The 24,133-nt window shown below is 58.5% G+C and carries 23 protein-coding genes; 19 read left to right on the top strand and 4 right to left on the bottom strand.

Annotated elements, in window-relative coordinates; translation table 11 throughout:
• Nucleotides 1-12: 12 nt before the first annotated feature.
• Nucleotides 13-1,314, bottom strand: a complete 1,302-nt coding sequence (locus ACQQCD_RS12930) for an ISL3 family transposase (protein ID WP_364275828.1) — start codon at nucleotides 1,312-1,314, stop codon at nucleotides 13-15.
• An 88-nt stretch (nucleotides 1,315-1,402) separates the two neighbouring features.
• Nucleotides 1,403-1,849, bottom strand: a complete 447-nt coding sequence (locus tag ACQQCD_RS12925; RefSeq protein ID WP_430268754.1) for a DUF937 domain-containing protein — start codon at nucleotides 1,847-1,849, stop codon at nucleotides 1,403-1,405.
• A 313-nt stretch (nucleotides 1,850-2,162) separates the two neighbouring features.
• On the opposite strand from ACQQCD_RS12925, the gene ACQQCD_RS12920 reads away from it, so the two are divergent.
• From ACQQCD_RS12920 to ACQQCD_RS12895, 6 genes are all read left to right on the top strand, one after another.
• Complete coding sequence (locus ACQQCD_RS12920) at nucleotides 2,163-3,137, top strand: bifunctional riboflavin kinase/FAD synthetase (RefSeq protein ID WP_430268753.1); 975 nt, start codon at nucleotides 2,163-2,165, stop codon at nucleotides 3,135-3,137.
• Nucleotides 3,137-3,991: a tryptophan 2,3-dioxygenase gene (gene kynA, locus ACQQCD_RS12915; RefSeq protein WP_430268752.1), complete on the top strand. Its 855-nt coding sequence runs from the start codon at nucleotides 3,137-3,139 to the stop codon at nucleotides 3,989-3,991. The genes ACQQCD_RS12920 and kynA overlap by 1 nt, the downstream gene beginning before the upstream one ends.
• A gap of 2 nt (nucleotides 3,992-3,993) precedes the next feature.
• On the top strand, nucleotides 3,994-5,274 hold the full coding sequence (locus ACQQCD_RS12910) for a kynureninase (RefSeq protein WP_430268751.1): 1,281 nt from the start codon (nucleotides 3,994-3,996) through the stop codon (nucleotides 5,272-5,274).
• Between the two features lie 132 nt (nucleotides 5,275-5,406).
• Nucleotides 5,407-5,676, top strand: a complete 270-nt coding sequence (gene rpsO / locus ACQQCD_RS12905; protein WP_430268750.1) for a 30S ribosomal protein S15 — start codon at nucleotides 5,407-5,409, stop codon at nucleotides 5,674-5,676.
• A 273-nt stretch (nucleotides 5,677-5,949) separates the two neighbouring features.
• A complete protein-coding gene (locus ACQQCD_RS12900) occupies nucleotides 5,950-8,211 on the top strand; it encodes a polyribonucleotide nucleotidyltransferase (protein ID WP_430268756.1) in 2,262 nt (753 codons plus the stop codon).
• 3 nt (nucleotides 8,212-8,214) lie between these two features.
• On the top strand, nucleotides 8,215-9,591 hold the full coding sequence (locus tag ACQQCD_RS12895; protein ID WP_430268749.1) for a M16 family metallopeptidase: 1,377 nt from the start codon (nucleotides 8,215-8,217) through the stop codon (nucleotides 9,589-9,591).
• 21 nt (nucleotides 9,592-9,612) lie between these two features.
• Here ACQQCD_RS12895 and ACQQCD_RS12890 read toward each other — a convergent pair whose 3' ends face one another.
• Nucleotides 9,613-9,879 (bottom strand): MoaD/ThiS family protein, encoded by a 267-nt coding sequence (locus ACQQCD_RS12890; protein WP_430268748.1) that lies wholly within the window; start codon nucleotides 9,877-9,879, stop codon nucleotides 9,613-9,615.
• A gap of 3 nt (nucleotides 9,880-9,882) precedes the next feature.
• Nucleotides 9,883-10,953, bottom strand: a complete 1,071-nt coding sequence (moaA, locus tag ACQQCD_RS12885) for a GTP 3',8-cyclase MoaA (RefSeq protein ID WP_430268747.1) — start codon at nucleotides 10,951-10,953, stop codon at nucleotides 9,883-9,885.
• Nucleotides 10,954-11,066: 113 nt separating this feature from the next.
• On the opposite strand from moaA, the gene ACQQCD_RS12880 reads away from it, so the two are divergent.
• From ACQQCD_RS12880 to ACQQCD_RS12820, 13 genes are all read left to right on the top strand, one after another.
• Nucleotides 11,067-12,647, top strand: coding sequence for a molybdopterin-dependent oxidoreductase (locus tag ACQQCD_RS12880; protein WP_430268746.1), 1,581 nt, complete (start codon nucleotides 11,067-11,069; stop codon nucleotides 12,645-12,647).
• A gap of 105 nt (nucleotides 12,648-12,752) precedes the next feature.
• A complete protein-coding gene (locus ACQQCD_RS12875; RefSeq protein WP_430268745.1) occupies nucleotides 12,753-13,970 on the top strand; it encodes a molybdopterin molybdotransferase MoeA in 1,218 nt (405 codons plus the stop codon).
• Entirely contained in the window at nucleotides 13,958-14,470 is a 513-nt protein-coding gene (moaC, locus tag ACQQCD_RS12870) for a cyclic pyranopterin monophosphate synthase MoaC (RefSeq protein WP_430268744.1), read from the top strand. The genes ACQQCD_RS12875 and moaC overlap by 13 nt, the downstream gene beginning before the upstream one ends.
• Complete coding sequence (locus tag ACQQCD_RS12865; protein ID WP_430268743.1) at nucleotides 14,467-14,952, top strand: MogA/MoaB family molybdenum cofactor biosynthesis protein; 486 nt, start codon at nucleotides 14,467-14,469, stop codon at nucleotides 14,950-14,952. The genes moaC and ACQQCD_RS12865 overlap by 4 nt, the downstream gene beginning before the upstream one ends.
• Nucleotides 14,942-15,373, top strand: a complete 432-nt coding sequence (locus tag ACQQCD_RS12860; RefSeq protein ID WP_430268742.1) for a molybdenum cofactor biosynthesis protein MoaE — start codon at nucleotides 14,942-14,944, stop codon at nucleotides 15,371-15,373. The genes ACQQCD_RS12865 and ACQQCD_RS12860 overlap by 11 nt, the downstream gene beginning before the upstream one ends.
• Nucleotides 15,374-15,399: 26 nt before the next feature.
• Nucleotides 15,400-16,158, top strand: coding sequence for a 4-hydroxy-tetrahydrodipicolinate reductase (gene dapB, locus ACQQCD_RS12855; protein WP_430268741.1), 759 nt, complete (start codon nucleotides 15,400-15,402; stop codon nucleotides 16,156-16,158).
• A gap of 3 nt (nucleotides 16,159-16,161) precedes the next feature.
• A complete protein-coding gene (locus ACQQCD_RS12850) occupies nucleotides 16,162-16,629 on the top strand; it encodes a hypothetical protein (protein ID WP_430268740.1) in 468 nt (155 codons plus the stop codon).
• Between the two features lie 129 nt (nucleotides 16,630-16,758).
• On the top strand, nucleotides 16,759-17,670 hold the full coding sequence (gene dapA, locus ACQQCD_RS12845) for a 4-hydroxy-tetrahydrodipicolinate synthase (RefSeq protein WP_430268739.1): 912 nt from the start codon (nucleotides 16,759-16,761) through the stop codon (nucleotides 17,668-17,670).
• A 40-nt stretch (nucleotides 17,671-17,710) separates the two neighbouring features.
• Nucleotides 17,711-19,402, top strand: a complete 1,692-nt coding sequence (locus ACQQCD_RS12840; protein ID WP_430268738.1) for a ribonuclease J — start codon at nucleotides 17,711-17,713, stop codon at nucleotides 19,400-19,402.
• A 106-nt stretch (nucleotides 19,403-19,508) separates the two neighbouring features.
• Nucleotides 19,509-22,358 (top strand): DNA translocase FtsK, encoded by a 2,850-nt coding sequence (locus ACQQCD_RS12835; RefSeq protein ID WP_430268737.1) that lies wholly within the window; start codon nucleotides 19,509-19,511, stop codon nucleotides 22,356-22,358.
• A gap of 41 nt (nucleotides 22,359-22,399) precedes the next feature.
• Nucleotides 22,400-23,041, top strand: coding sequence for a CDP-diacylglycerol--glycerol-3-phosphate 3-phosphatidyltransferase (gene pgsA, locus ACQQCD_RS12830; RefSeq protein ID WP_430268736.1), 642 nt, complete (start codon nucleotides 22,400-22,402; stop codon nucleotides 23,039-23,041).
• Entirely contained in the window at nucleotides 23,038-23,538 is a 501-nt protein-coding gene (locus tag ACQQCD_RS12825) for a CinA family protein (protein ID WP_430268735.1), read from the top strand. The genes pgsA and ACQQCD_RS12825 overlap by 4 nt, the downstream gene beginning before the upstream one ends.
• A gap of 148 nt (nucleotides 23,539-23,686) precedes the next feature.
• Nucleotides 23,687-24,127 carry a helix-turn-helix domain-containing protein gene (locus ACQQCD_RS12820; protein WP_430268734.1) on the top strand — a complete coding sequence of 147 codons (441 nt, stop codon included), beginning with the start codon at nucleotides 23,687-23,689 and terminating at the stop codon, nucleotides 24,125-24,127.
• Nucleotides 24,128-24,133: the final 6 nt, after the last annotated feature.

The raw sequence follows: 24,133 nt of genomic DNA, 5'->3' as shown, positions 1-24,133 counted from the left end.
GGCTCTTCGGAATCAAGGGTGTAGCGAGGGTCTGAAACCTCCGGCCTCGAGCAGGCTCCTGGCTGTGTAGTTCGCGAGGTTGCGGAAGCCGAGCGCGGAGCCGCGGAGGTGCTCGAGTCGGCCGTTGATCGCCTCTGTCGGACCGTTGCTCGTGCCGGGCAGGTCGAAGAACGCGAGGACGTCCGCGGCGCGCTGCTTCAACGTCCGACCGAGCCGGCGAATCTCGGCCAGCATCGCGGGGACGCCGCTGCTGACGGAATCGATCACCGACCGCATCATCTCCTTCGCCTTCTTCTTGTCGGGTTCGCGGTAGGCGGCGACGATGCGCTGGTAGATGCCCCAGGTCGCTTCGACCTCGACGTGCTCCTCGACCGCGAACACCGCGTCCAGCCGTGCGGTCTGCTTCTCGGTGAGGAAGCTCACGCCGGTGTGGAGGGTGCGGCGGACCCCGTAGAGCGGGTCCCCGGCGTGACCGCGGTGCCCGAGAGTGTCCTGCTGAACCCTCTGCCGGGTCCGGTCCAGGGCGTCACCGGCGAGCCGGACGACATGGAACGGATCCATCACCGGGACCGCGTCGGGGAGTTCCTCGGACGCGGCGGTCTTGAACCCACTGAACCCATCCATCGCGACCACTTCGATCTGCTTCGACCACTCCTTGGGCCGGGCGGCGAGCCACTGCTTGAACACCGCCTTCGACCGACCCTCGACCATGTCCAGCAGCCGTGCGGGACCTGTCTTGTTGCGGGCGGGCGTGAGGTCGATGATCACGGTCACGTACTTGTCACCGAACCGGGTGTGACGCCAGACGTGCTCGTCGACGCCGATCGTGGTGACGCCGTCGAACCTGGCCGGATCGTCGATCAGCCGCCGCTTGCCCTCGGCGAGGATCGCGGTGTTCGCGGTGTGCCACGACACACCCAGGCCTGCCGCGGCGCGGGAGACGGTGAGGTGGTCGACCACGATCGCCTTCAGCGCCCACCCGACCCCGCCGCGGGAGATCTTCGCCCGCGGCGCCGCCGCGTTCGTCGTGTCCTGCCGCCAGGTGCGGCGGCAGTGGCCGCACCGGTAGCGGCGCACCCGCACCAGCAGCGTCGTGGGCCGGTGCCCGAACGGCTCGTGCGCGAGCGGACGCGTCACGGTGTCGCGCGGCACGCCCTCGGCGCCGCACTTCCGACACCACGGGTCATCGTCAACGACGCGGCACTCGAGTACCGCCCGGTCGGGCTCGATCAACTGGCCGATGGCTTCGAGGCCGAGCTCATCGAGACGGCAGAACGTGGTGAGGTCAGGGGTCGCGAACGTAGGGTGGTGCAAGTCGAGGTCTTCCGGCAGATGGGCAGTGTGAGAACTTCCATCCTGGAAGACCTCGACGTCTATCCACGAACCAGCCGCCGACCCTCGACTACACCCTCAACTGCGAAGAGCCGGTTTGACCCTGTTTCTGGCCCAAGTATTTAGACGCCAGCCATGACATCACAATCGGTGCCAGGATCGGAAGAACCTTGCTGATCAATGTTCCGCCCGCACCGCCGAGGTTGGCTGCGCCGGCTAGTTGGCTAGCCACCTGATCTTGCTGGCCCCCAAAAACGTGGCTCACAATCTTTTCGCCGTCTGTGGTGTCCACCTGTGCAGCGTCGATCTCACCGTCAGAAAGATCATTTTGGTGCTGAGTCAATGCTGACTCCAGGTTCGCTGCAGCAGAGGGATCCTGGGCATTGTTCTGCATTCCAGCGAGCAAGGTAGGTACGGCGGCCTCTACGGCAGCCTGAGCACTAGCGGAGTCCGTCCCCAGCATCTGGGCGATCTGATCGATGGGAAGCTTTCCCAGAATGTCTTCAAGCGCAGTCATAGCTACTCCTTTGGCCAGCAGATGCCAGCATTGGCGAAAACTGAACGCTGCCGTACTGGCAGCCATTGCTCTTGCATCGTAGCCCCGGCAAAGTCGTGGCGGAAGTAACTCGGCGCGGACAAACGGCTTAAAGGTGTGGTTGCCGCACCCGTCAATCGCGGTCCCTCCGCTGCGCTGCGCACATGGTTGCCAGCCACAGCGGGTAATCTTAGTGAGGTCCGCCGTCGGTCTCTGATCGGCACCGGTCTGTGCCAAAGGGTCACACCGTTGGCACATAGATGAGCTGTCACACGAGGAGCGCAGGGCACTATATATGGTTCAGATCTGGAGCGATCTCGCGGAAGTTCCCGAGGGCTACGGGCCATCGGTAGTAACCATAGGCAATTTTGACGGCGTCCATCAGGGCCATCAACAAGTCCTTGCCCAGTTAGTTGGGGTTGCTCGGGACGCGCACGCCAAGGCTGTAGCGGTAACTTTTGACCCGCATCCTTCGCAAGTGCACCGGCCGGAAAGTGCACCCGAGCTCATTATGGGTTTGGAAGACCGGCTCGAAGTACTCGCTGACAACGGACTCGACGGCGTACTGGTGATGCACTACACCCTTGAACTGGCGGCCTTAACGCCCAGTGATTTTGTTCGCTCTGTGCTCGTTGATACTTTGCACGTCTCCCATGTGGTGATTGGGCGAGACGTACGCTTTGGCAAAAATAACTCCGGTGATCTGAGCACCATGCAAGAGCTCGGAGCTGAATTCGGGTTCGACGTTGTTGTCACCACAGAATTCGGTTCCCCAGAGAGTCACGACATGCATGGGGAGGGGCGCCGCTGCTCCTCAACGTGGGTCCGCGAAGCACTTTCAGAGGGAGATGTGGCTACTGCCTCATCCGTCTTAGGACGACCGCACCGAATGCGCGGAGTGGTGGTGCACGGGGCAGCCCGCGGGCGTGAACTCGGTTTTCCCACGGCAAACCTTGCTACTGATGCGAGCGGCTACATTCCGGGTGACGGAATCTACGCGGGCTGGCTCACCGACGAGACCGGCAAAAAATGGCCGGCGGCCATATCGGTGGGTTCAAACCCCACCTTTGAAGGCGTGAGCCGGCAGGTGGAAGCTCACGTGATTGATCGTCCCGCAGAAGCGGTGGAGGACTTTAACCTCTACGGACAAGCAGTTGTCCTCGAATTCGTCACCCGGTTGCGCGGCATGGTGGCCTACCGCGGCCCTGAAGCGCTCGTGGAACAAATGCGCCTGGATGTCCAGCAGGCACGAACAGTTTTGGAGAACTGATGAGTGTCGAGAAAAATACTCGCGATTTGGACCAAGGAATCGTCAAGGATTTCAGCTCCACCATGAGCTACGGCTCCTACCTGCAACTAGGTACGCTGCTCTCAGCACAGCAACCAGTCAGCACTCCGGAGCACCATGATGAAATGCTGTTTATCATCCAGCACCAGACCACGGAGTTATGGCTCAAATTGGTTCTGCATGAATTACGCAGTGCCAAAGAACAACTGCGCCAGGACCACTTGGCCGGCGCGCTCAAGGGCATTGCCCGGGTTAAGCACATCCAAAAGACCCTGACTGAACAGTGGTCCGTCTTGGCCACGCTCACTCCCACCGAGTATTCGGAGTTCCGTGGTTTCTTGGGGAAGTCCTCGGGATTCCAGTCAGCCCAGTACCGGGCTGTTGAGTTCATTTTGGGCAACAAGAACCGGGCAATGCTAGAAGTCTTTGCTTCTGATCCGGACTCATACGCCATGCTTGAAGACCTTCTAAACTCGCCAAGCATCTATGACGAGTTTTTGGGGCACCTCCACCGCCAGGGTCACAGCATCCCTACCGCTTTGCTGGAGCGCGACGTCACCCAAGCCCATGTGTTCACGGCCGAGCTTGTCCCTGTTTTCAAAAGGATTTATGAAGACGCCAATACCTATTGGGCCGCCTACGAGGCTTGTGAAGAACTCGTGGACTTGGAAGATAACTTCCAGCTGTGGCGTTTCCGGCACTTGCGTACCGTGCAACGAACCATCGGGCTCAAAACCGGTACGGGTGGATCCAGCGGCGTCAGCTTTTTGCAAAAGGCCCTCGAACTAACCTTTTTCCCCGAGCTTTTTGCGGTCCGCACAGAGATTGGACGCTAGCCGTGCGCCAGGAACTTCAAAGCCTCAACCAAGCCGCACAGGAGTTGGATTCCGCTGACCCGCTAGCCGAGGTTCGCAAGGAGTTCATTGGCAGTGAGACGCCGTTGAGCTACCTCGACGGCAATTCCTTGGGCCGGCCCTTGCGCCGAACGGCCGAGGACATTAACGCCTTTATCCACCATTCTTGGGGCGGCAGGCTCATTCGTGGCTGGGACGAACAATGGCTCGAATTGCCTCAAGTCATTGGAGATCAGCTTGGCTCGGTGGCGCTCGGTGCAGCGCCGGGACAAACCGTCATTGCCGATTCCACCACGGTGATTTTGTACAAGCTAGTCAGGGCAGCTGTAGCGGCTACACAAAACCATGGAGCTGGAGGAGCGCCCTCGAGAACCGAGTTGGTTGTAGACACCGATAATTTCCCCACGGATCGCTATGTGATGGAAGGAATTGCCGAGGAACTCGGTATGACATTGCGGTGGATTCAAGCTGATCCGCTGAGCGGAGTGAGCCTTGAACAGGTGCAAGCGGTCGTCGGCGCCAGCACCGCCGTCGTCCTTCTTAGCCACGTTAGTTACCGTTCCGGATATATTGCTGACATGGCTGCGATCACCGCCGCCGTGCACGACGCCGGGGCACTAGTGGTGTGGGACCTATGCCATTCCGTGGGCGTACTAGAGCTTGCCCTGGACGAATGCGGGGTGGACTTCGCTGCTGGGTGCACGTACAAATACCTCAATGGTGGTCCAGGGTCGCCAGCCTTCGCGTACGTCAACCAGAGGCATTTGGCAACGCTGAAACAGCCAATCTGGGGTTGGATGGGACGCCGTGATGCCTTTGAGATGGCCCCTGGCTACCAAGCCGCCGACGGCATTCGAAGCTTCCTGAGCGGCACACCACCGGTATTTGGCATGCTTGCCGTCCGTGGAACCCTAGAGATCCTCGCTCAGGTGGGTATGCCAGCCGTGCGCGCCAAAGCCATAGAGCTGACCGAATTTGCGCTGCGCTGTTCTGAGCAGTTACTTGCCCCCTTGGGAGTTACCGTGGGCACACCCGGTGACCCAGCCCAGCGTGGTGGCCACATCACCATTAGCCACCAAGAATTTAGGGGCATGCTGGGTGGATTGTGGGAAGTCGATGTGATTCCGGATTTCCGTGCTCCGGATGCGCTGCGCATTGGACTATCACCGTTGAGCACTTCCTTTGCCGAAGTCTTGCGTGGAATGGTGGAAATCCGTGACCGACTGCACTTGCTGACTTCGACAACTTCGGGCCCCACCCTGTAAACTGGCATGTGGATCCGGCTGCAGTCCGTGGTTGCCTGATCCTGCATTTGCTATAAGCCGCTTTGGCGGTGGCAATGCAACCCGGCAGTGATCTACTGATCCGGGCCTCACGGCACAACTCTAGGAGTTATTGTGGCACTTGACGCCGCCATCAAGCAGCAGATCATGAAGGAATACGCAACGGGCGAAGCCGACACCGGCTCACCCGAGGTTCAGATTGCTGTGCTGTCCAAGCGCATCTCTGACCTGACGGAACACCTGAAGATGCACAAGCACGATCACCACACCCGCCGTGGCCTTATGGGCTTGGTAGGTCGTCGTAAGCGCATGCTGCGCTACCTGCACGACACTGACATCACGCGCTACCGTACGCTCATTGAGCGCCTCGGCCTGCGTCGCTAGTTAGACTGAGGGCGGTTCTTTCCCCATGGGGAAAGACCGCCTTCTTTCGCAGCACGGATAGCTTTCCGAGCTAGTAATTCAAAAAATCAATAGGAGTTTCAACCAGAAATCGCGCATTCGCGGTCCTCGGTAGTGATCTCCGGGAAGTGCTGGCCCGCTGGGCAGCACATAGGCCCGTGGATCTCGATCGAAGACCGGGTGTTGTACAGGCAGAACGTTCTGATCCTGGGCTGATTATGGTGGCTCCGCTAAGCAGAAACGGAGGTGACTCTCTTGGAGGGTCCCGAAATCCAGTTCTCAGAAGCCGTCATTGACAATGGCCGCTTCGGCAAGCGCGTTATTCGCTTTGAAACAGGCCGTCTTGCCAAGCAAGCAGCCGGTGCAGCAATGGTGTACATCGACGATGACACCGCGCTGCTTTCCGCAACCACCGCAGGCAAGTCCCCGCGCGAAGGGTTCGACTTCTTCCCGCTGACCGTGGACGTCGAGGAGCGTATGTACGCTGCTGGCCGTATCCCGGGCAGCTTCTTCCGCCGCGAAGGTCGCCCGTCCACGGAAGCCATTTTGGCTTGCCGTTTGATGGACCGCCCGTTGCGCCCGGCATTCGTCAAGGGCCTGCGCAACGAAGTACAGATCGTTGTTACCGTGTTGGCCATCAACCCGGACGAGCTCTACGACGTAGTAGCTATCAACGCTTCCTCGATCTCCACCCAGCTCTCCGGTTTGCCGTTCTCGGGTCCCATCGGTGGTGTTCGTGTTGCACTCGTAGCTGACGAGCAGGGTTCACAGTGGGTCGCTTTCCCCAAGCACTCTCAGCTGGAGAACTCGGTCTTCAACATGGTTGTTGCCGGCCGCGTTGCCGGTGATGACATCGCCATCATGATGGTTGAAGCCGAAGCTACTGACAATGCTTGGAACCTCATCAAGGAACAGGGCGCAACTGCTCCTACCGAAGAAGTTGTTTCTGAGGGTCTCGAAGCTGCAAAGCCGTTCATCAAGGCGCTGTGTGAAGCACAGGCAGACTTGGCTGCTCGCGCTGCCAAGCCCACCGTTGAATTCCCGGTCTTCTTGGACTACGAAGATGACGTCTTTGCCGCTGTTGAGTCCGCTGCAGCCGAAAAGCTCGCCAGCGTCTTCCAGATCGCTGACAAGCAAGAGCGGGACAACGCCTCTGACGCGCTCAAGGACGAGGTCATTTCTGGCCTAGCCGCTGAGTTCGAAGGTCGCGAGAAGGAACTCTCCGCAGCATTCCGCTCGGTCACCAAGAAGGTTGTGCGCCAGCGCATCCTCAAGGACCAGATCCGTATTGACGGCCGCGGCTTGACGGACATCCGTCAGCTCACCGCCGAGGTTGAGGTTCTGCCGCGCGTACACGGTTCGGCAATCTTCGAGCGTGGCGAAACCCAGATTATGGGCGTCACCACCTTGAACATGCTCAAGATGGAACAGCAGATCGACTCGCTGTCTCCCGTCAAGACCAAGCGCTACATGCACAACTACAACTTCCCGCCGTACTCCACCGGTGAAACCGGCCGCGTTGGTTCCCCCAAGCGCCGCGAAATCGGTCACGGTGCCTTGGCAGAGCGTGCACTTGTGCCGGTATTGCCTTCACGTGAAGAATTCCCGTACGCCATCCGTCAGGTCTCCGAGGCACTCGGATCCAACGGTTCCACCTCCATGGGTTCGGTCTGCGCCTCAACGCTGTCCTTGCTCAACGCTGGCGTTCCGCTCAAGGCACCGGTTGCCGGTATCGCAATGGGCTTGGTTTCTGACCAGGTCGACGGCGAAACTCGCTACGCTGCTTTGACTGACATCCTCGGCGCCGAAGATGCCTTCGGTGACATGGACTTCAAGGTTGCCGGTACTTCTGAATTCGTTACGGCTATCCAGTTGGACACCAAGCTGGACGGTATCCCCGCTTCGGTTTTGGCCGCCGCACTCAAGCAGGCTCGTGAAGCCCGCTTGCACATCCTCGAGGTTCTCAACGCAGCGATCGATACCCCTGACGAGCTCTCTGAGTTCGCTCCTCGTGTTATCGCAGTGAAGATCCCCGTGGACAAGATCGGCGAGGTCATTGGCCCCAAGGGCAAGATGATCAACCAGATCCAGGAAGATACCGGCGCTGACATCTCGATCGAGGACGACGGAACCGTTTACATCGGTGCCACCAATGGTCCTTCGGCAGAGGCTGCACGCTCCGCTATCAACGCGATCGCCAACCCGCAGGTTCCGGAAATTGGCGAGCGTTACCTCGGTACGGTTGTCAAGACCACCACCTTCGGTGCATTCATCTCCTTGACCCCGGGCAAGGACGGCCTGCTGCACATCTCCGAACTGCGTAAGCTCGCCGGTGGCAAGCGCGTGGATAACGTGGATGACGTTGTTGGCGTTGGTCAGAAGATCCAAGTGGAAATCACCAAGATCGATGACCGCGGAAAGCTTTCGCTCTCTCCTGTTGTTGCTGAGGAAGAAGGCGCAGCGGTTGAGACCGAGCGCGTTCACTCCGAGGACGCTGCAGAAGGCGAAGACGCGTAATACATGACAATCATTCATTTGCCGCTGACCCCTGGCCACCACGGAGAAAGCACTGACGGCTCAGCCGTTCAAGGCCACTCCAGCCTGATCCACGGAGAAGCCGGTGGCGCACAAGTGCGTCGCTCGGTCCTCCCCGGTGGAGTGCGTGTCCTCACTGAGGCCATGCCAGGTCAGAGGTCAGCGACAATTGGATTTTGGGTTGGTGTTGGCTCGCGGGACGAAGCCGCGGGCCAACACGGCTCAACCCATTTCCTTGAGCACCTGCTGTTCAAGGGCACCAAAAAGCGCACAGCGCTAGAAATTGCCTCGGCTTTTGACGAGGTTGGTGGCGAATCAAACGCAGCCACCGCGAAGGAAAGTACCTGCTACTTTGCTCGCGTTTTGGATTCTGATCTGCCCATGGCCATTGATGTTATTGCGGACATGATCACCTCCGCGGTTTTGGATCCGGAAGAGCTTGAGCAAGAGCGCGACGTCATTCTTGAAGAGATCGCCATGGATAGTGACGATCCCACCGACGTTGCTCACGAAAATTTTGTTGCAGCAGTACTCGGTGCACACCCCCTAGGACGCCCCATTGGCGGAACGCCCGAGGCCATCAAAGCGGTTGGCCGCGAGGCTGTGTGGGAGCACTACCAGCGTTACTACCGGCCGGAAGAGCTAGTTATTACTGCTGCTGGTGGCCTAGACCATGATCAACTGTGTCAACAGGTCTTGGAAGCACTGCATCAAGCCGGTTGGAAGCTTGATCCTCAGGCTGCGCCAGTAGCCCGCCGCTCCACTGAGCCCGCTACTGTGACGGGTACCGAAGGTATGCACGTTATCAAGCGCCAAGTTGAGCAGGCCAACATCATTATGGGTTGCCCTTCAATTGTGGCCACTGACAGTCGCCGCTACGTGATGAGTGTGCTCAACGCTGTTCTGGGCGGCGGAATGTCTTCACGCCTTTTCCAAGAGATCCGCGAGAAGCGCGGTTTGGTTTACTCGACGTACTCCTTTGCGTCCGCTTACGCCGACGCTGGTTACTTTGGAATGTATGCGGGTTGCTCCCCAGCAAAAGTCCGCCAGGTGATTGAGCTTCTGGGCGTTGAGCTGGATAAGCTTGCCGAGCATGGCATTACTGGCGAGGAACTCCGCAAAGCTGTGGGGCAGCTCAGTGGCGGTATTGTTTTGGCCCTAGAAGATACCGGATCACGTATGTCCCGTTTGGGGCGCGCCGAGTTGGTTTCCGGTGAGTTCCAAGACATCGAAGAAACCCTCAGCCAGATCCGGGCCGTCACCGTTGAACAGGTGCAAGAGCTGGCGCAGTGGTTGGCTAAATCGCCGCGCACTGTCACTGTGGTTGGACCGTTCGAGGAAACTGAAGACTTCGGCCTCTAAGCCGAGTAGCCCTACTTTCGCTTAGCCGCCCGCAAAGGGCGGTAAAACATCAACCGTGTCATCGGCGTCGAGCATTATCTGATGGTGACGCGTTGCCACGCCGTTGAGCAAAAAACTGCTGCGCGCAAGCACCGTAGAAAGTGCCGGAGCGTTTGGGTCCTGAACGGAACGTTCGACGCCGAGGATCGCCTTCAAGAGGCCCTCCAAGGAGGTGCCACTAGGCAATTCCAGACGTTCTTCATCCGTGCCGGCGGCAGCGCTGGCCGCGGCAAAGTATCGAATCAGCACGTGCTAACCACCAATCGCGCTCATCGAGCGGTCAGGTTGTACAAATTCAGTGTCCCCAAGGCCCGTGTGACCCATACCGTGAGCCTTGGGTTTGGACCACATAGCGTTTTGCCACACGGCAGCTACGTCCTCATCCGAGGCACCAGAACGCAAGTGGGCCATCAGGTCGGTTTCCTCGCGGGAAAACAGGCAGCTCATGATTTTCCCTTCGGCAGTGACCCGAGTGCGTCGACAATCGGCGCAGAACGGTTCGGTAACCGAGGCAATAATCCCAACGGTCCCTAGAAGATCACCACCGGTGGTATCACTAGCACCTCGACGATGCCGTACCTCATACCGTTCGGCGGGGGCGCCGTCGCGCTCTCTTGGGTCCGGGCTCAAAACAAAGTCTTGTTCTAGTCCGCCACGGATTTCAGCGGCCGTAATCATGTCCGTCCGTGTCCAGCCGTGATCTGCATCCAGAGGCATCTGCTCAATAAAACGAAGTTCATAACCACGCTCCAGTGACCACTGCAGTAGCTCAGGGGCTTGAGCGTCGTTGATCCCGCGCATCAGCACTGCATTGATTTTGATCGGGCCCAATCCTGCGTCGCTGGCAGCCTCAATCCCCGCTAATACCCGGTCCAGAACGGGCCTGCGGGTGAGTTCAGCAAAGGTTTCGGCATGAATTGAATCTAAGGAGACGTTGATTCGGCTCAGGCCAGCGGCTTTGAGCGCTACTGCTTTGCGGTCCAAACCCACAGCATTGGTAGTCAGAGAGATCGGCAACTCCGGGTGAGCGTTCCGTAAACGCGTGATAATTTCCACGAGGTCAGCGCGCACCAGCGGCTCCCCACCGGTGAGGCGCAATTCGCGCACACCCAGCATCTCCACACCGATCCGGACAAGGCGCACAATCTCATCCGCGCTGAGAACGGCCTCGCGTTTGAGCCAATCTAGGCCTTCCGCGGGCATGCAGTAGGTGCAGCGCAAATTGCATTTATCCGTGAGCGAGAGGCGCATATCAGTGGCCTTGCGGCCAAAGCGGTCAATGAGACCGGCGGAAAGCTCTCCCGCAGTGCGCTGTATGTTCATCACTTCAGGCTACGCCACTTGCTGCCAAGGTGACCGGTGTGACGAGTTCTACCGGAAACTGCCATCACAGATTCACATCCTCCCATCAGCTAGACGGAGCATAGTGTTGTTTTATGCACAAGATCCCAACCGCCCGGCTGAAAAGGTGGGCCGCCGTGTCCGGAGTGATAGCAGTGGGTGGGGGTGTTGCCGTTGGAGAGCTCGTGGCGGCGATTTTTTCGCCGTCACTCTCGCCGATCACAGCCGTAGGTGGGGCAGTGATCGATTCTTTTCCTCCTGGGGTTAAAGACTGGGCTGTTGGGCTTTTTGGCACCGCTGACAAACTTGTTTTTATTATGGTTCTTTGCGCTGTGCTGCTGGGGATGGCAGTTATCGCGGGGGTGGCCGAGTTCTCGCGCCGGTGGGCGGGGGTGGCCATTGTGGCCGTTTTTGGGGCCATTGGAATCGCGGGTGTTGCTTCACGGTCAGGAAGTAGCGCGCCCAGCCTGCTGCTACCAGTGCTCGACGCCGTGCTTGCAGCAGTGCTATTAACCTACTTTTCTCGTGCGGCACAACGGTCGGGAATGGCTCTGGGTGACGGCTCCGCTCCTGCCGTTTCTGCAGCACCAGCTCCCGCGGCAGCTACTGCTGCACGGCGGAAGTTCCTTGGTTCGCTCGCGTTTGCAACGGCAGCGGGTGCTGTGGCGGCTATTGCGGCGGGGACTGTCCGTTCAGCTGGGGCTGTAACAACATCTGCCAGAAACCTCATCCGGCTCCCTAAGCCGGCAGTAGCCGCGAAAGCACCGGCGGTGAGCGCAAATATTAACCTCCCCGGGTTAACTCCTTTGGTGACTGACAACGCTAATTTCTACCGGATAGACACTGCCTTGGTAGTGCCGTTTGTGAATCCTGATGGGTGGAAATTGCGCATCACCGGGATGGTTGATCATCAATTGGAGTTCACCCTGGACCAGATTTTGGCCATGCCGATGATCGAGCAGTACATCACTATCGCGTGTGTCTCCAACGAGGTGGGTGGGGACTTGATTGGCAATGCGCGCTGGTTAGGTGTTCCCGTTAAGAGTTTGTTGGCACAGGCCGGAGTGCAGCCGGGCGCAAACATGATTTTTTCCACGAGTGTTGACGGTTTTACAGCCAGTACTCCGCTCGAAGCTATGACGGATGGACGCGCGGCTGTCCTGGCGGTGGGCATGAATGGGGAGCCATTGCCAGCGGAGCATGGGTTTCCAGCCCGACTTATTGTGCCGGGTCTTTACGGCTTTGTCTCAGCCACCAAATGGATCAGTGAGATCAAGGTCAGTAGCTTTGGCAAAGATGTGGCCTATTGGTCCACACGTGGTTGGTCAGATCACGGGCCCATCAAAATGTCCTCGCGGATTGACACACCACGCCCGGGAGCTGTTGTTACTGCCGGGGAACTAGTCCTAGGCGGGATGGCGTGGGCTCAAGGAGACGGCGTATCTGCTGTGCAAGTCCGGGTGGATGGCGGCGAATGGATCGATGCGGTTCTTGCTACCGGCATCTCCAAAAACACTTGGGTTCAGTGGAGAGCCACCGTAACCTTGGCTGTTGGTGCACATAACGTTCAAGCGAGGGCAAAAAACGTCAGTGGGCAGTGGCAGATTGAAGCTGAGACGCCGGTAGCACCAGACGGTTCAACTGGCCTCCATACTGTCAACGTCACAGCAAAATAGAGCACAACAAGTTAGACCACCAGCAAATTTGATCATTCGAGCTGCCGGCACCCCGGCTACAGTGGAATCGAAATTATGGTGCTGAATATTTGAGAGGCTCGGTCCATGCGCACAGTCCTAGAGCACAGCACCGCCGTGCTTGAGCTTTTGAGTTCCCTTCCCAACAAGCTGGGGACTCAACAGTTGCCGCTGGTTCAGGCTTTGGGACGTGCGCTGGCAAACGACGTCCACGCGCCAGTGTCCTTGCCACCTTTTGATAACTCACAAATGGATGGGTACGCCATCCGGGCCGCGGATCTGGGCCCCGATGGTGGCCCTTTGCCCCTAGTTGCCACCATTGCGGCAGGGACGGCAGCGTCAGATTTGCCGGCAGGTTACGCGGCACCGATTATGACTGGTGCCATGATGCCACCAGGTGCTGATGCGGTGATCCCCGTGGAAGCGGCCGCCCCCAATACCTTCGATTTCCTGAACGGGACTAATGAGGGCCTCACGGTAAGCCTGCCTCCTGTTACACGTGGTGCTTTTGTGCGCGAGCGCGGTGGTGACATCTTGGCGGGGGATGTGGCGTTGCGCGCCGGAACAGCTCTGGGCGCTGCCCAATTGGGGCTCCTCGCAGGTTTAGGTATTGCCACGGTTGAGGTCACAACCCTGCCCACAGCGCTGCTTTTGGCCACGGGAGATGAAGTTGTCCAGCCCGGCGGCGAACTCAATGCAGGTCAAATCTTTGACGCCAATTCAACCCTCTTGGCCGCGTCCATGGAGGCTGCTGGAGTGAAAGTTATCCAGTTGCGCGCTAGTGCGGATAACCCCGATGCCCTGCGAGCCCACTTGGATGAGGCCTTGGATGGTGTGGAGCTGATCGTCACAAGCGGTGGGATCAGCAAGGGTGCGTTTGAAGTGGTTCGCCAAGCGATGGCGGGGGATTCCGCCGTCGTAGACTTTGTCAGCGTGGCCATGCAGCCAGGCGGGCCGCAGGGCCTAGGCACGTACCGAGGGGTTCCGTTGCTGGCTTTCCCCGGCAACCCGGTGAGTTCTTTGCTTTCCTTCGAGATGTTTCTTCGCCCGGCCCTGACCTCACTCTTTGGCTCGCCAGCGCCGCGACCTGTGGTCCGCGCCAAACTTCGCGAACCGCTCAGCTCGCCCCGGGCAAAACACCAATTGCGGCGGGCCGTCTTGCACGCGGATGGCACAGTGGCAGTTATGGGCGGGCCGGGTTCACACCTGCTGAGCGCAGCCGCTGCATCCAATGCTGTGGTTCATGTCCCGGTGGATGTTCAGGAGCTTAAGACCGGCGCCGACGTGGAAGTATGGATGTTGTGAAGCCAGCAGATTCCTCCCGAACTCCAGCAACGCAGCCGTCGTTGACGCATCTGCGTGCCGACGGCAGCGCGCACATGGTTGATGTGAGCGCCAAAGCCGCCACAACGCGCCAGGCCACCGCGCAGGCAGTGGTGAACACTACCGTCGAAGTGTTGAGCCTGCTCACCAGCGGCGGGCTTCCCAAGGGGGATGCGTTGTCCGTGGCTCGGATCGCCGGCATTATGGCAGCGAAAAAGACTCCCGAGCTGGTTCCGCTGTGCCATCCTCTGCCATTGAGCAAAGTCACTGTGGACTTTGAAACCGGCGAAACCTCGGTGACTGTTTTGGCCACCGTCAAGACCTTGGGTGTGACAGGTGTTGAGATGGAAGCGTTGACGGCCGCTAGTGTTGCAGCGCTGAGCGTTTACGACATGATCAAGGCCGTGGATAAACATGCAGTGATCACCGACATTTTGGTCCAGGCAAAAAGCGGCGGCAAAAGCGGGGATTGGAAACTATGAACAGCACCATCAGGCGCGCTGGCGTTGTGATCGCCTCCACTCGAGCTGCGAGCGGTCAGTACCAGGATCTCACCGGGCCGGTGATTGTTGACTGGCTAGTTGAGCACGGTTTTGAGATCCACGCACCAGTTGTAGTGCCCGACGGCGGGGCGGTGGGTGCTGCTCTTCGCGGACTTTTGCTAACTAAACCCTCGGTGATTATCACCAGTGGCGGCACGGGCTTGAGCCCGGATGATCAAACCCCGGAGCAAACGTTGCCTCTCATTGACCGCCAGATCCCGGGCATTATGGAGGCGCTACGAGCTGCTGGGCGTGAGAACACACCGATGGCTATGTTGAGCCGCGGCTATGCCGGAATGGCGGGGAACTGTTTTGTAGTGAATCTGCCTGGCTCCCCGCACGCAGTAATGGATGGGCTCAGTCTGTTGGACCCCGTTTTAGCGCATTTGTGTGAGCAGGTGGACGGCAGTCATGAGCACTAACGTTGCACACGCTGTTTTGTCAGCAGAGCCCATTTCCGTTGATCAGGCTAGTGCCGCCGTCGCGCATTCCACGGCTGGTGCAGTGGTTGGTTTTTCGGGTGTGGTCCGCAACCACGACGGCGGCAAAGCCGTCACACGTCTGGCGTACAGCGCCCATCCCAGCGCCGAAGCCGTGCTTGCCAAGGTTCTGGCCGAAGTGGTTGCAGAAGCCGGAGATGGAGTCCGCATTTGGGCCGCCCACCGGGTGGGCGATCTGGAGATTGGTGACACTGCTCTGGCGTGTGCTGTCTCGGCGGCGCACCGTGGCGAGGCCTTCCGTTGGTGCTCCGAATTGGTTGATCGGATCAAGGCCGAAGTGCCCATTTGGAAGCAACAATTTTTTGCGGACGGCACCCAAGAGTGGGTAGGCGTAGGGGAGTAGTTGAGCTCGACGGTAGGCTTGGAACCATGAGCAAAACGATTTCCGTGGCCCTGCTTGGTGCCTCAGGACGAATGGGTGCTGAGGCCGTTAAGGCCATCGAAGCAGCACCGGATCTGAACTTAGTTGCAAGCTTGGGGCGCAACGATTCGCTGGAGTCTATTCTGGCCAGCGGCGCCACCCACGTGGTGGACCTTACCGTCCCGGAAAGCACTGAAGCTAACGTTCGCTTCGCTGTGGAGCACGGGCTCCACGCGGTGGTTGGCACCACGGGATGGGACGCCAAGCGCTGCGATGCCCTGCGTGAATTACTGGCAGAACACCCAGAGACCGGTGTGCTCATCGCCCCGAACTTTGCTCTTGGATCGGTGTTGGCTTCAGCATTTGCAGCCAAAGCCGCGCAATACTTCGAATCAGTTGAAGTGATTGAACTACATCACCCCAACAAGGTAGACGCACCTTCTGGCACAGCCGTGCGCACCGCTCAGTTGGTGGCTGCAGCGCGTGCCGAGGCGGGGGTGGCCAAGAGCCCCGATGCCACAACCAGTGACCCTGACGGCGCACGTGGGGCCGAAGTGGATGGTATTCGGGTCCACAGTGTTCGCTTGCGCGGACTCGTGGCCCACCAAGAGGTTCTTTTAGGTTCAGCCGGAGAACAACTGACCATTCGTCACGATTCCTTTGACCGTGCCTCATTTATGCCAGGCGTCCTGCTGGGGCTTCGTGAAGTCGCAGCTCACCCCGGTCTAACCGTGGGCCTAGATGGCTACTTGGATCTGGGCCTCTGAGGCGTGAGTACTATTCTGGAAACTTTTAAACGGAACCGCACCAAAATTTGGGTAGGAGCCATCACGCTCTTGCTCGCGTTCTATCTGGTGGTGACCTTCCAACGGGCTGTGCTGTTTTTGTTGGATCCTAGCTGGATCGCCAAAGCCATTGGTCTTGCGTACCTACTGTTACCCATTGTTGGCGTTTGGGCGTTGGCTCGTGAACTAATCTTCGGTGCCCGCACCGAGCAAATGGCTCGCATCCTTGAAACAGAGGGTGGGCTGCCGGTGGATAACTTGCCGCGTACCCCCGGTGGACGAATTGTGCGAGCAGCGGCAGACGCCGAATTTGCCAAATATCAGGCAGAAGCTGAAGCAGATCCAGACAACTGGCGCTCTTGGTTCCGGCTCTCGTGCGCGTACGACGCCGCAGGGGACCGTAAGCGTGCCCGTTCGGCGATGCGTGACGCCATCAAACTCTTCCGTAACTAGCACTACCCTCGGCAGGCTCAGAGAAGATCGGGCCGAACATCAGTAATATGACACATTCGGGCATGCTTTGACGTGGATCACGTGTGCCCCATTGCCGCATCTGAGCAGATTCAAGGTAACGTTTTTTACATGGCCGAATCTAATCTCCGCACCCACACCTTTGGAACCTTGGCGACCGCAATGGTCACCCCGTTTTCCGAGGACGGAACCGTTGATTACAAACAAGCCCAAGAGCTCGCCACCAAGCTTGTCGACGACGGCTGTGACGCCCTGGTGGTTACCGGAACCACAGGCGAGACATCCACTCTGACGGATGAAGAAAACCTGGGTATGTTCCGGGCTGTTAAAGAAGCAGTTGGTTCTCGCGCCACCATTATTGCCGGTACAGGTACCAATGACACTGCACACTCCGTTCATTTGTCCCAAGAAGCGGCAAAGCTCGGTGTGGACGGTCTGCTCATTGTCACCCCTTACTACAACAAGCCCAGCCAAGCCGGTGTCAAAGCACACTTCGAGGCTGTGGCCTCGTCCACTGACCTTCCTGTGATGGTTTATGACATCCCGGGCCGTTCCTCCATTGCCATCGCTCCGGAAACAATGATCGCCTTGTCCAAGCACCAGAACATCGTGGCCGTCAAGGATGCCAAGGCTGACTTTGCCGCTGCTACCCGCGTGATGGCAGAAACGGATCTGGACTTTTACTCGGGCGACGACGGACTGACCCTGCAGTGGATGGCCCTAGGCGCCGTCGGCCTTATTGGTGTCACCACGCACGTAGCCACCGCGAAGTTCCGTCAGTTGATCGATGCGATCAACGCGAACGACCTTGCCACGGCCCGTACGCTAAATTTTGAACTGGAACCCGTGGTGCGTGCCACCATGACGCGAGTCCAGGGCGCTGTAGCCGCCAAACAGATTCTCAAGTGGCAGGGAGTCCTGCCCAACTCGGTTGTTCGATTGCCCCTCGTGGAGCCGGACGAGACTGAGACAGCAATCATCCGCGAGGACTTGGCAAGTGCCGGTTGGGTGTTGGGCGAATAGTCCAGCAGCTGGCCAGCTACTGCCTGGAAAGTAGCCAAATATGACTCAAACTGCCCTGCCTAGTCTGACGACCCCACCCAAACTCAAAAACGGCACTCTACGAATTGTGCCGCTGGGTGGTCTCGGCGAGATCGGCCGCAACATGGCTGTATTCGAGATCAACTCCAAGCTCCTGATTGTTGACTGCGGTGTGCTCTTCCCCGAGGAGACACAGCCCGGTGTTGACCTGATCCTGCCGGACTTCTCCTACATCGAAGACCGCCTCGATGACGTAGTGGGTGTTGTTCTGACTCACGGTCACGAGGACCACATCGGCGCTGTTCCGTACCTTTTGCGCCTTCGCAAAGACATCCCGCTCATCGGCTCGCAGCTGACCCTGGCCCTGATTGAGGCCAAGCTTCAAGAACACCGGATCAAGCCGTACACCTTGACCGTTGAAGAAGGCCAGATTGAACAGTTCGGTCCCTTTGAATGTGAGTTTGTAGCGGTTAACCACTCCATCCCGGATGCTCTCGCTGTGTTTATCCGCACCGAGGGTGGCACAGTGCTGCACACTGGCGACTTCAAGATGGACCAGTTGCCTCTTGATGGCCGCATCACCGATCTGCGTCACTTTGCCCGATTGGGTGAAGAAGGCGTTGACCTGTTTATGGCTGACTCCACCAACGCTGACGTTCCTGGTTTCACCACGGCCGAACGCGAGATTGGCCCCACCCTGGATCGTCTCTTCGGCGAGGCCAAAAAGCGGATCATTGTGGCATCGTTCTCTTCACACATTCACCGTGTGCAGCAAGTCCTTGACGCTGCTGCAAAGCACAACCGCTCGGTAGCCTTTGTGGGCCGTTCCATGGTCCGCAATATGCAGATCGCCGCCAAGCTGGGCTACTTGAACGTACCCAAGGGCATCTTGGTGGACCTCAAAAACGTGGACAACCTTCCAGACCACAAAGTGGTTCTGATGTCTACAGGTTCACAGGGTGAGCCCATGGCCGCACTCTCCCGTATGGCATCCGGTGAGCACCGCGTGAACGTTGGCGAGGGGGACACTGTCATCCTGGCCTCAAGCCTGATCCCGGGTAACGAGAACGCCGTCTACCGTGTTATCAACAGCCTGCTCAAGCTTGGTGCTGACGTTATTCACAAGGGCAACGCTAAGGTTCACGTCTCCGGCCACGCCGCCGCAGGAGAGCTCCTCTACTGCTACAACATCCTTGAACCGCTCAACGCTATGCCGGTCCACGGTGAAACCCGCCACCTGATTGCCAACGGCAAGATCGCCGAAGTGTCTGGTGTTCCTGCCGAGAGCGTGATCCTCGGCGACAACGGAACCGTTGTAGACCTTCGAGATCACGAGGCCAACATTGTTGGTCAGGTTGAAGTCGGGTTTGTCTACGTGGATGGATCCAGCGTTGGCGAAATCACTGATGCAGACCTCAAAGATCGTGTCATCCTCGGTGATGAAGGCTTCATTTCGGTGATCACGGTCATCAACCGGACCACCGGCCAAATCTTGTCCGGTCCGGAGATCCACGCCCGTGGTGTGGCAGAGGATGATTCGGTCTTTGACGAGATCATCCCCAAGATCAACCAGGCTCTGCAGGAGGCAGTACTCGCGCACAACGATCACACTGCGCACCAATTGCAGCAGGTTGTTCGCCGCGTTATTGGCACCTGGGTAAACCGCCGTTTGCGCCGCCGTCCGATGATCATCCCGGTGGTTCTCGAAGCATAAAACTACTCTGCGAGGAGTTCAGCTCTCCGCTTAGCTGTGGCAACACAGCCGCCCAATGGCCCTGAAATCCGCGGATTTCAGGGCCATTTCCGGTAGCGTGGCGAGTATGGCGACTCGTACTTCCTCCGCGCCAAAGGGAAATCCACGCGGCAAAACCAGCACCACCCCAGCTCGGAGCCGCTCCGGCGCCGGGGCTAAAAGCGGTGCCCCCACGGCTCGCACGCGCCAAGTGGCCGTCGTCGAACCTCAATCAAATGCACTGGTCAGAGGCATAACCGGCGCGTGGCTGGGCCTTGGCCACGTCATTGGTGCCGGTGTGCGCAGGATTGGGCATGACGTTAGCGGGATTGAACCGAGTGAACGCCGCGATGGTGCAGCCCTCTTCAACCTCGTGCTAGCTGTTTTTATCGCCACCTTTGCATGGTGGGGCTTCACCGGATGGTTTGCCGAGGCAGTTGGAAATATTGTTGAGGGCACCTTCGGCTGGATGTCACTTGTGTTGCCCTTGATACTCCTAGTCTGCGCTTTCCGGTTGTTCCGCAAGCCACAGGACGGCCGAGGGAACAACCGCATCGGCATCGGTTTTTTGGTCATGACCGTTTCGGGGACCGGAATAGCCCACATGATCGGTGGCCAACCATCTGTTGCCGATGGCTTTGCAGGATTGCGCCAAGCCGGAGGTATCCTCGGGTTCTTGGCGGCCTCGCCCTTTGCCGCGATCCATAGCGTTGTGCCGTATGTGATCTTCATTGCGCTGGCATTTACCTCGTTGCTGATTGTGACGGCTACTCCTTTTGGAGCCATTCCACGCCGTATCCGTGAGGGCTACGAGCACCTGATGGGCTTGGACTTGGAGGAGCCCAACCCGGATGAACACGATCGTAGTTACCTCGAAGAGCACAGCAATCGCGGATCCAAGGTCAAAGCTCCGCGCAAAAAGATGCGCCTCTTTGGCAGGGACCAGGACATTGACCCAGCTTTGGATGGCTACGTGGGTGATGAGGCCTTCGAGCGTGCCGTTATCGAGGAGGCTGAAGCAGCGGAAGCTGCGAAAGAGCCTCAGGTTGCGCCCGGTGTTCGCCGTCCTACCCAGGCGGAGATCGCCGTGGAGAAGATCAAAGCGGCCCAAGGGTTGGGCAAGGTCAGTTCAGCACCGGCACCTGTTGACCCGGACGCCACTGCAGCAATTCCCATTGTTCCTAGCGCAGTACCGGTGGTTCCCTCCACACCGGTGGCACCAGTGCCACCTACTCCCATTCCGCAACGCACCGAGCAACTTTCCTTGGCTGGGGACGTGACGTACACCCTGCCTGACTCAGAAATTTTGGTGCCGGGAAGTGCCCCGAAGGAACGCACCGAAGCCAACGACGCTGTTGTGGCTGCTCTCACGGACACTCTTGAGCAGTTCAACGTAGACGCCAAGGTCACCGGATTTAGCCGTGGACCAACCGTGACTCGCTACGAAATTGAGCTGGCCCCGGGCACCAAGGTGGAGCGTGTGACGGCGCTGTCCAAGAACATCTCCTATGCCGTTGCCTCAAGTGATGTTCGTATCTTGAGCCCCATCCCCGGCAAATCAGCCATTGGTATCGAGATTCCGAACACGGACCGTGAAACGGTGTCCCTGGGTGACGTGCTGCGAAGCCACAACGCGCGCCGAACTGATCACCCCATGGTGATGGGTGTGGGTAAAGACGTTGAGGGTGGTTTTGTTGTAGCCAACCTTGCCAAGATGCCGCACTTGCTGGTGGCTGGTGCTACTGGTGCAGGTAAGTCGTCCTTTGTGAATTCGATGATCACCTCGTTGCTGATGCGCGCCACACCGGACGAAGTCCGAATGGTCATGGTGGACCCCAAGCGAGTGGAACTGACAGCCTATGAAGGTGTTCCGCACCTGATCACGCCGATCATTACCAACCCCAAAAAGGCCGCCGAAGCACTCCAGTGGGTTGTGCGCGAAATGGACGCCCGGTACGACGACCTCGCCAACTACGGCTTCAAACACATTGATGACTTTAATAAGGCAGTGCGCGCAGGGAAGGTTCACCCGCCGGTGGACTCCAAACGTGTCATCCGCCCGTACCCTTACTTGCTCGTGATTGTGGATGAGCTTGCGGACTTGATGATGGTTGCGCCGCGCGACGTTGAAGATTCGATTGTTCGTATCACCCAGCTGGCGCGTGCTGCAGGTATTCACCTAGTTTTGGCTACTCAGCGCCCGTCGGTGGACGTAGTAACGGGTCTGATTAAAGCCAACGTTCCCTCCCGTATGGCTTTCGCAACCTCATCCGTCACAGACTCCCGAGTGGTCTTGGACCAGCCGGGTGCTGAGAAACTCATCGGTCAAGGTGATGCCCTGTTCTTGCCTATGGGCGCGTCCAAAGCTATGCGTGTTCAAGGCGCGTGGGTTACGGAATCGGAAATCCACCAGGTGGTTGAGCACGTTAAGGGTCAGCTGAAGGTTAGCTACCGTGAAGACGTTGCCGTCGAGACGCAAAAGAAACAGATCGACGACGACATCGGAGACGATCTGGACGTGCTCCTCCAAGCCACTGAGCTTGTGGTCACCACCCAGTTTGGTTCCACCTCGATGCTGCAACGCAAGCTCCGTGTTGGTTTTGCCAAGGCCGGACGTCTGATGGACCTGCTGGAGTCTAGGGGAGTGGTTGGTCCTTCTGAAGGTTCCAAGGCCCGGGACGTGCTGGTTAAGCCCGATGATCTGGCGGCTGTGATGGCCGCGATGCGAGGAGATGATGCTCCGGCAGCTGCTGCGGCACCTGACGCAACCACCGCCGCGCTGCAAGACAACGCCAACGCCAACCACCAAACCGGTGGCTACGGTGAGGACCTTGTGGCTCAGGATCTGGAAGCTCGCGCACAAAGCGTTCAATATTACGACGGCGCCGACGACGATGATGAGTCCGGCGAAGACGCTTGGTCACTCACCGGCCGCTAATCGGTCAGTTCCAGCCCAACAAGCAAAGGTAGCCTTGAGACGTGAGCACTAGCGAGACTTCCCCCGCAAAGATCTGGAACCTGCCGAATATTTTGACCATGCTGCGCATTGCACTGGTGCCATTTTTTGTGTGGTTCCTACTTGCCGATGCGCCGGGCGGGTCACCCATGCACGGCGGATGGCGTTGGGCGGCTGTTGTGGCGTTTGCGGTGGCCATCTACACCGATAAGTTGGACGGCGATATTGCCCGAAGTCGTGGGCTTGTGACCGACTTCGGTAAAATCGCAGATCCCATTGCGGACAAACTGCTCATTGGCTCAGCGCTGGTAGTGCTCTCGATCCTGGCTGAACTACCCTGGTGGGTCACGATCGTTATTTTGGTCCGGGAGTGGGGCATTACGGGCTTGCGCTTTTTTGTGATCCGCTACGGTGTTATCCCAGCTTCCCGCGGTGGCAAGCTTAAAACGGTTGTCCAAACCATCGCCATTTTCTTGTACATCATGCCCTTGGGCTCGATCGCATCGTGGCTCGGTGTTGTGGCGTTTATCGTGATGCTGGTGGCAGTACTGATCACCGTGTGGACTGGTGTGGAGTACGTGGTGGCAGCAATGCGTTTACGCGCTGCCGGAAAGGCAGCCGCAGCCGCCGGCCCTGCTCCTCAAACGAAGGACGGCGAAGCGTGAGTTTGAGCGCCGTAGATCAACTAGCCGCCGACGTCGTTCTTTCTGCGGTGCGTCAAAATCTGACCATCGCCACGGCGGAATCCCTCACGGCCGGCCAAGTCGCAGCGACCCTTGCCAATATTTCTGGTGCATCAGCGGCCTTTCGCGGAGGTGTGGTCGCCTACCACAACGACGTCAAGGCGAAGATCCTCGGAGTTGATTCAGAGTTACTGGCTACCGCGGGCTCCGTGGATCCGAACGTAGCGCTGGCTATGGCAGCTGGCGCCCGTGAGGCGTGCGGGGCAGATCTAGCGGTCAGCACTACAGGCGTTGCGGGGCCGGATCCACACGATGGCAAAAGTGTGGGGACAGTTTTTATAGCGGTGGCCTCGGCAACCAGCGCGGAAGTATTCGAGTACATGTTCGACGGCGACCGGGGCCAGATTCGTGCGGAAAGCACAGAGGCAGCGCTTCGGCGTCTTTTTCAGGCGCTGGATGGGGCACTAGATAACGCCTGAAACCGAGGGTAGAGTCTTTGGGAACAAATCTTGCACGCCGTTAGTTGTTACATTGTGTCGCTTCTAAGAACCGAAGCGATCTAGGATGAAACCAAGAAGTCGTACCGCAAACGAGCGGACGATGTGTCAGAGGAGCAAGACGATACAGATGGTAAAGCAGCCCGTATCCGTAAACGGCGTGGTGCGCTGGAAGGATGTGGGTTTGGCTCAGCAGACTAAAAGCGAGCAGAAGGAGCGCAAGATGGTAGTGCTACGTCACGAGATCGGTGATGTTCTCCGGGATGTCCGCCAACGTCAGGGCCGTACCCTCCGCGAAGTCTCCCACAGTGCCCGCGTGTCCTTGGGGTATTTGAGTGAGGTAGAACGCGGCCAAAAGGAAGCATCCTCGGAATTGTTGTCCTCAATCTGCACCGCACTGGATGTTCCCTTGTCCACGATGCTGCGTGAAGTGAGTGACCGTGTTGCGGTGGCCGAAGGCGTAGCTGTCCCGGACACCGTTCCTCAGGAATTCGCACGCCGCTACGGCCATGACCTCAACGCTGAACTGCGTGAGGAACTGGATAAGAACCTGGTGACGTCCGTCCGCTAACAGTTC

Origin of the sequence: Pseudarthrobacter sp. J1763 (genome assembly GCF_050490295.1) — a bacterium.
GTDB lineage: Bacteria > Actinomycetota > Actinomycetes > Actinomycetales > Micrococcaceae > JBNPEO01.
Note: the sequence above shows the minus strand (reverse complement) of the source record. Positions and strands in the feature narration are given on the sequence as shown.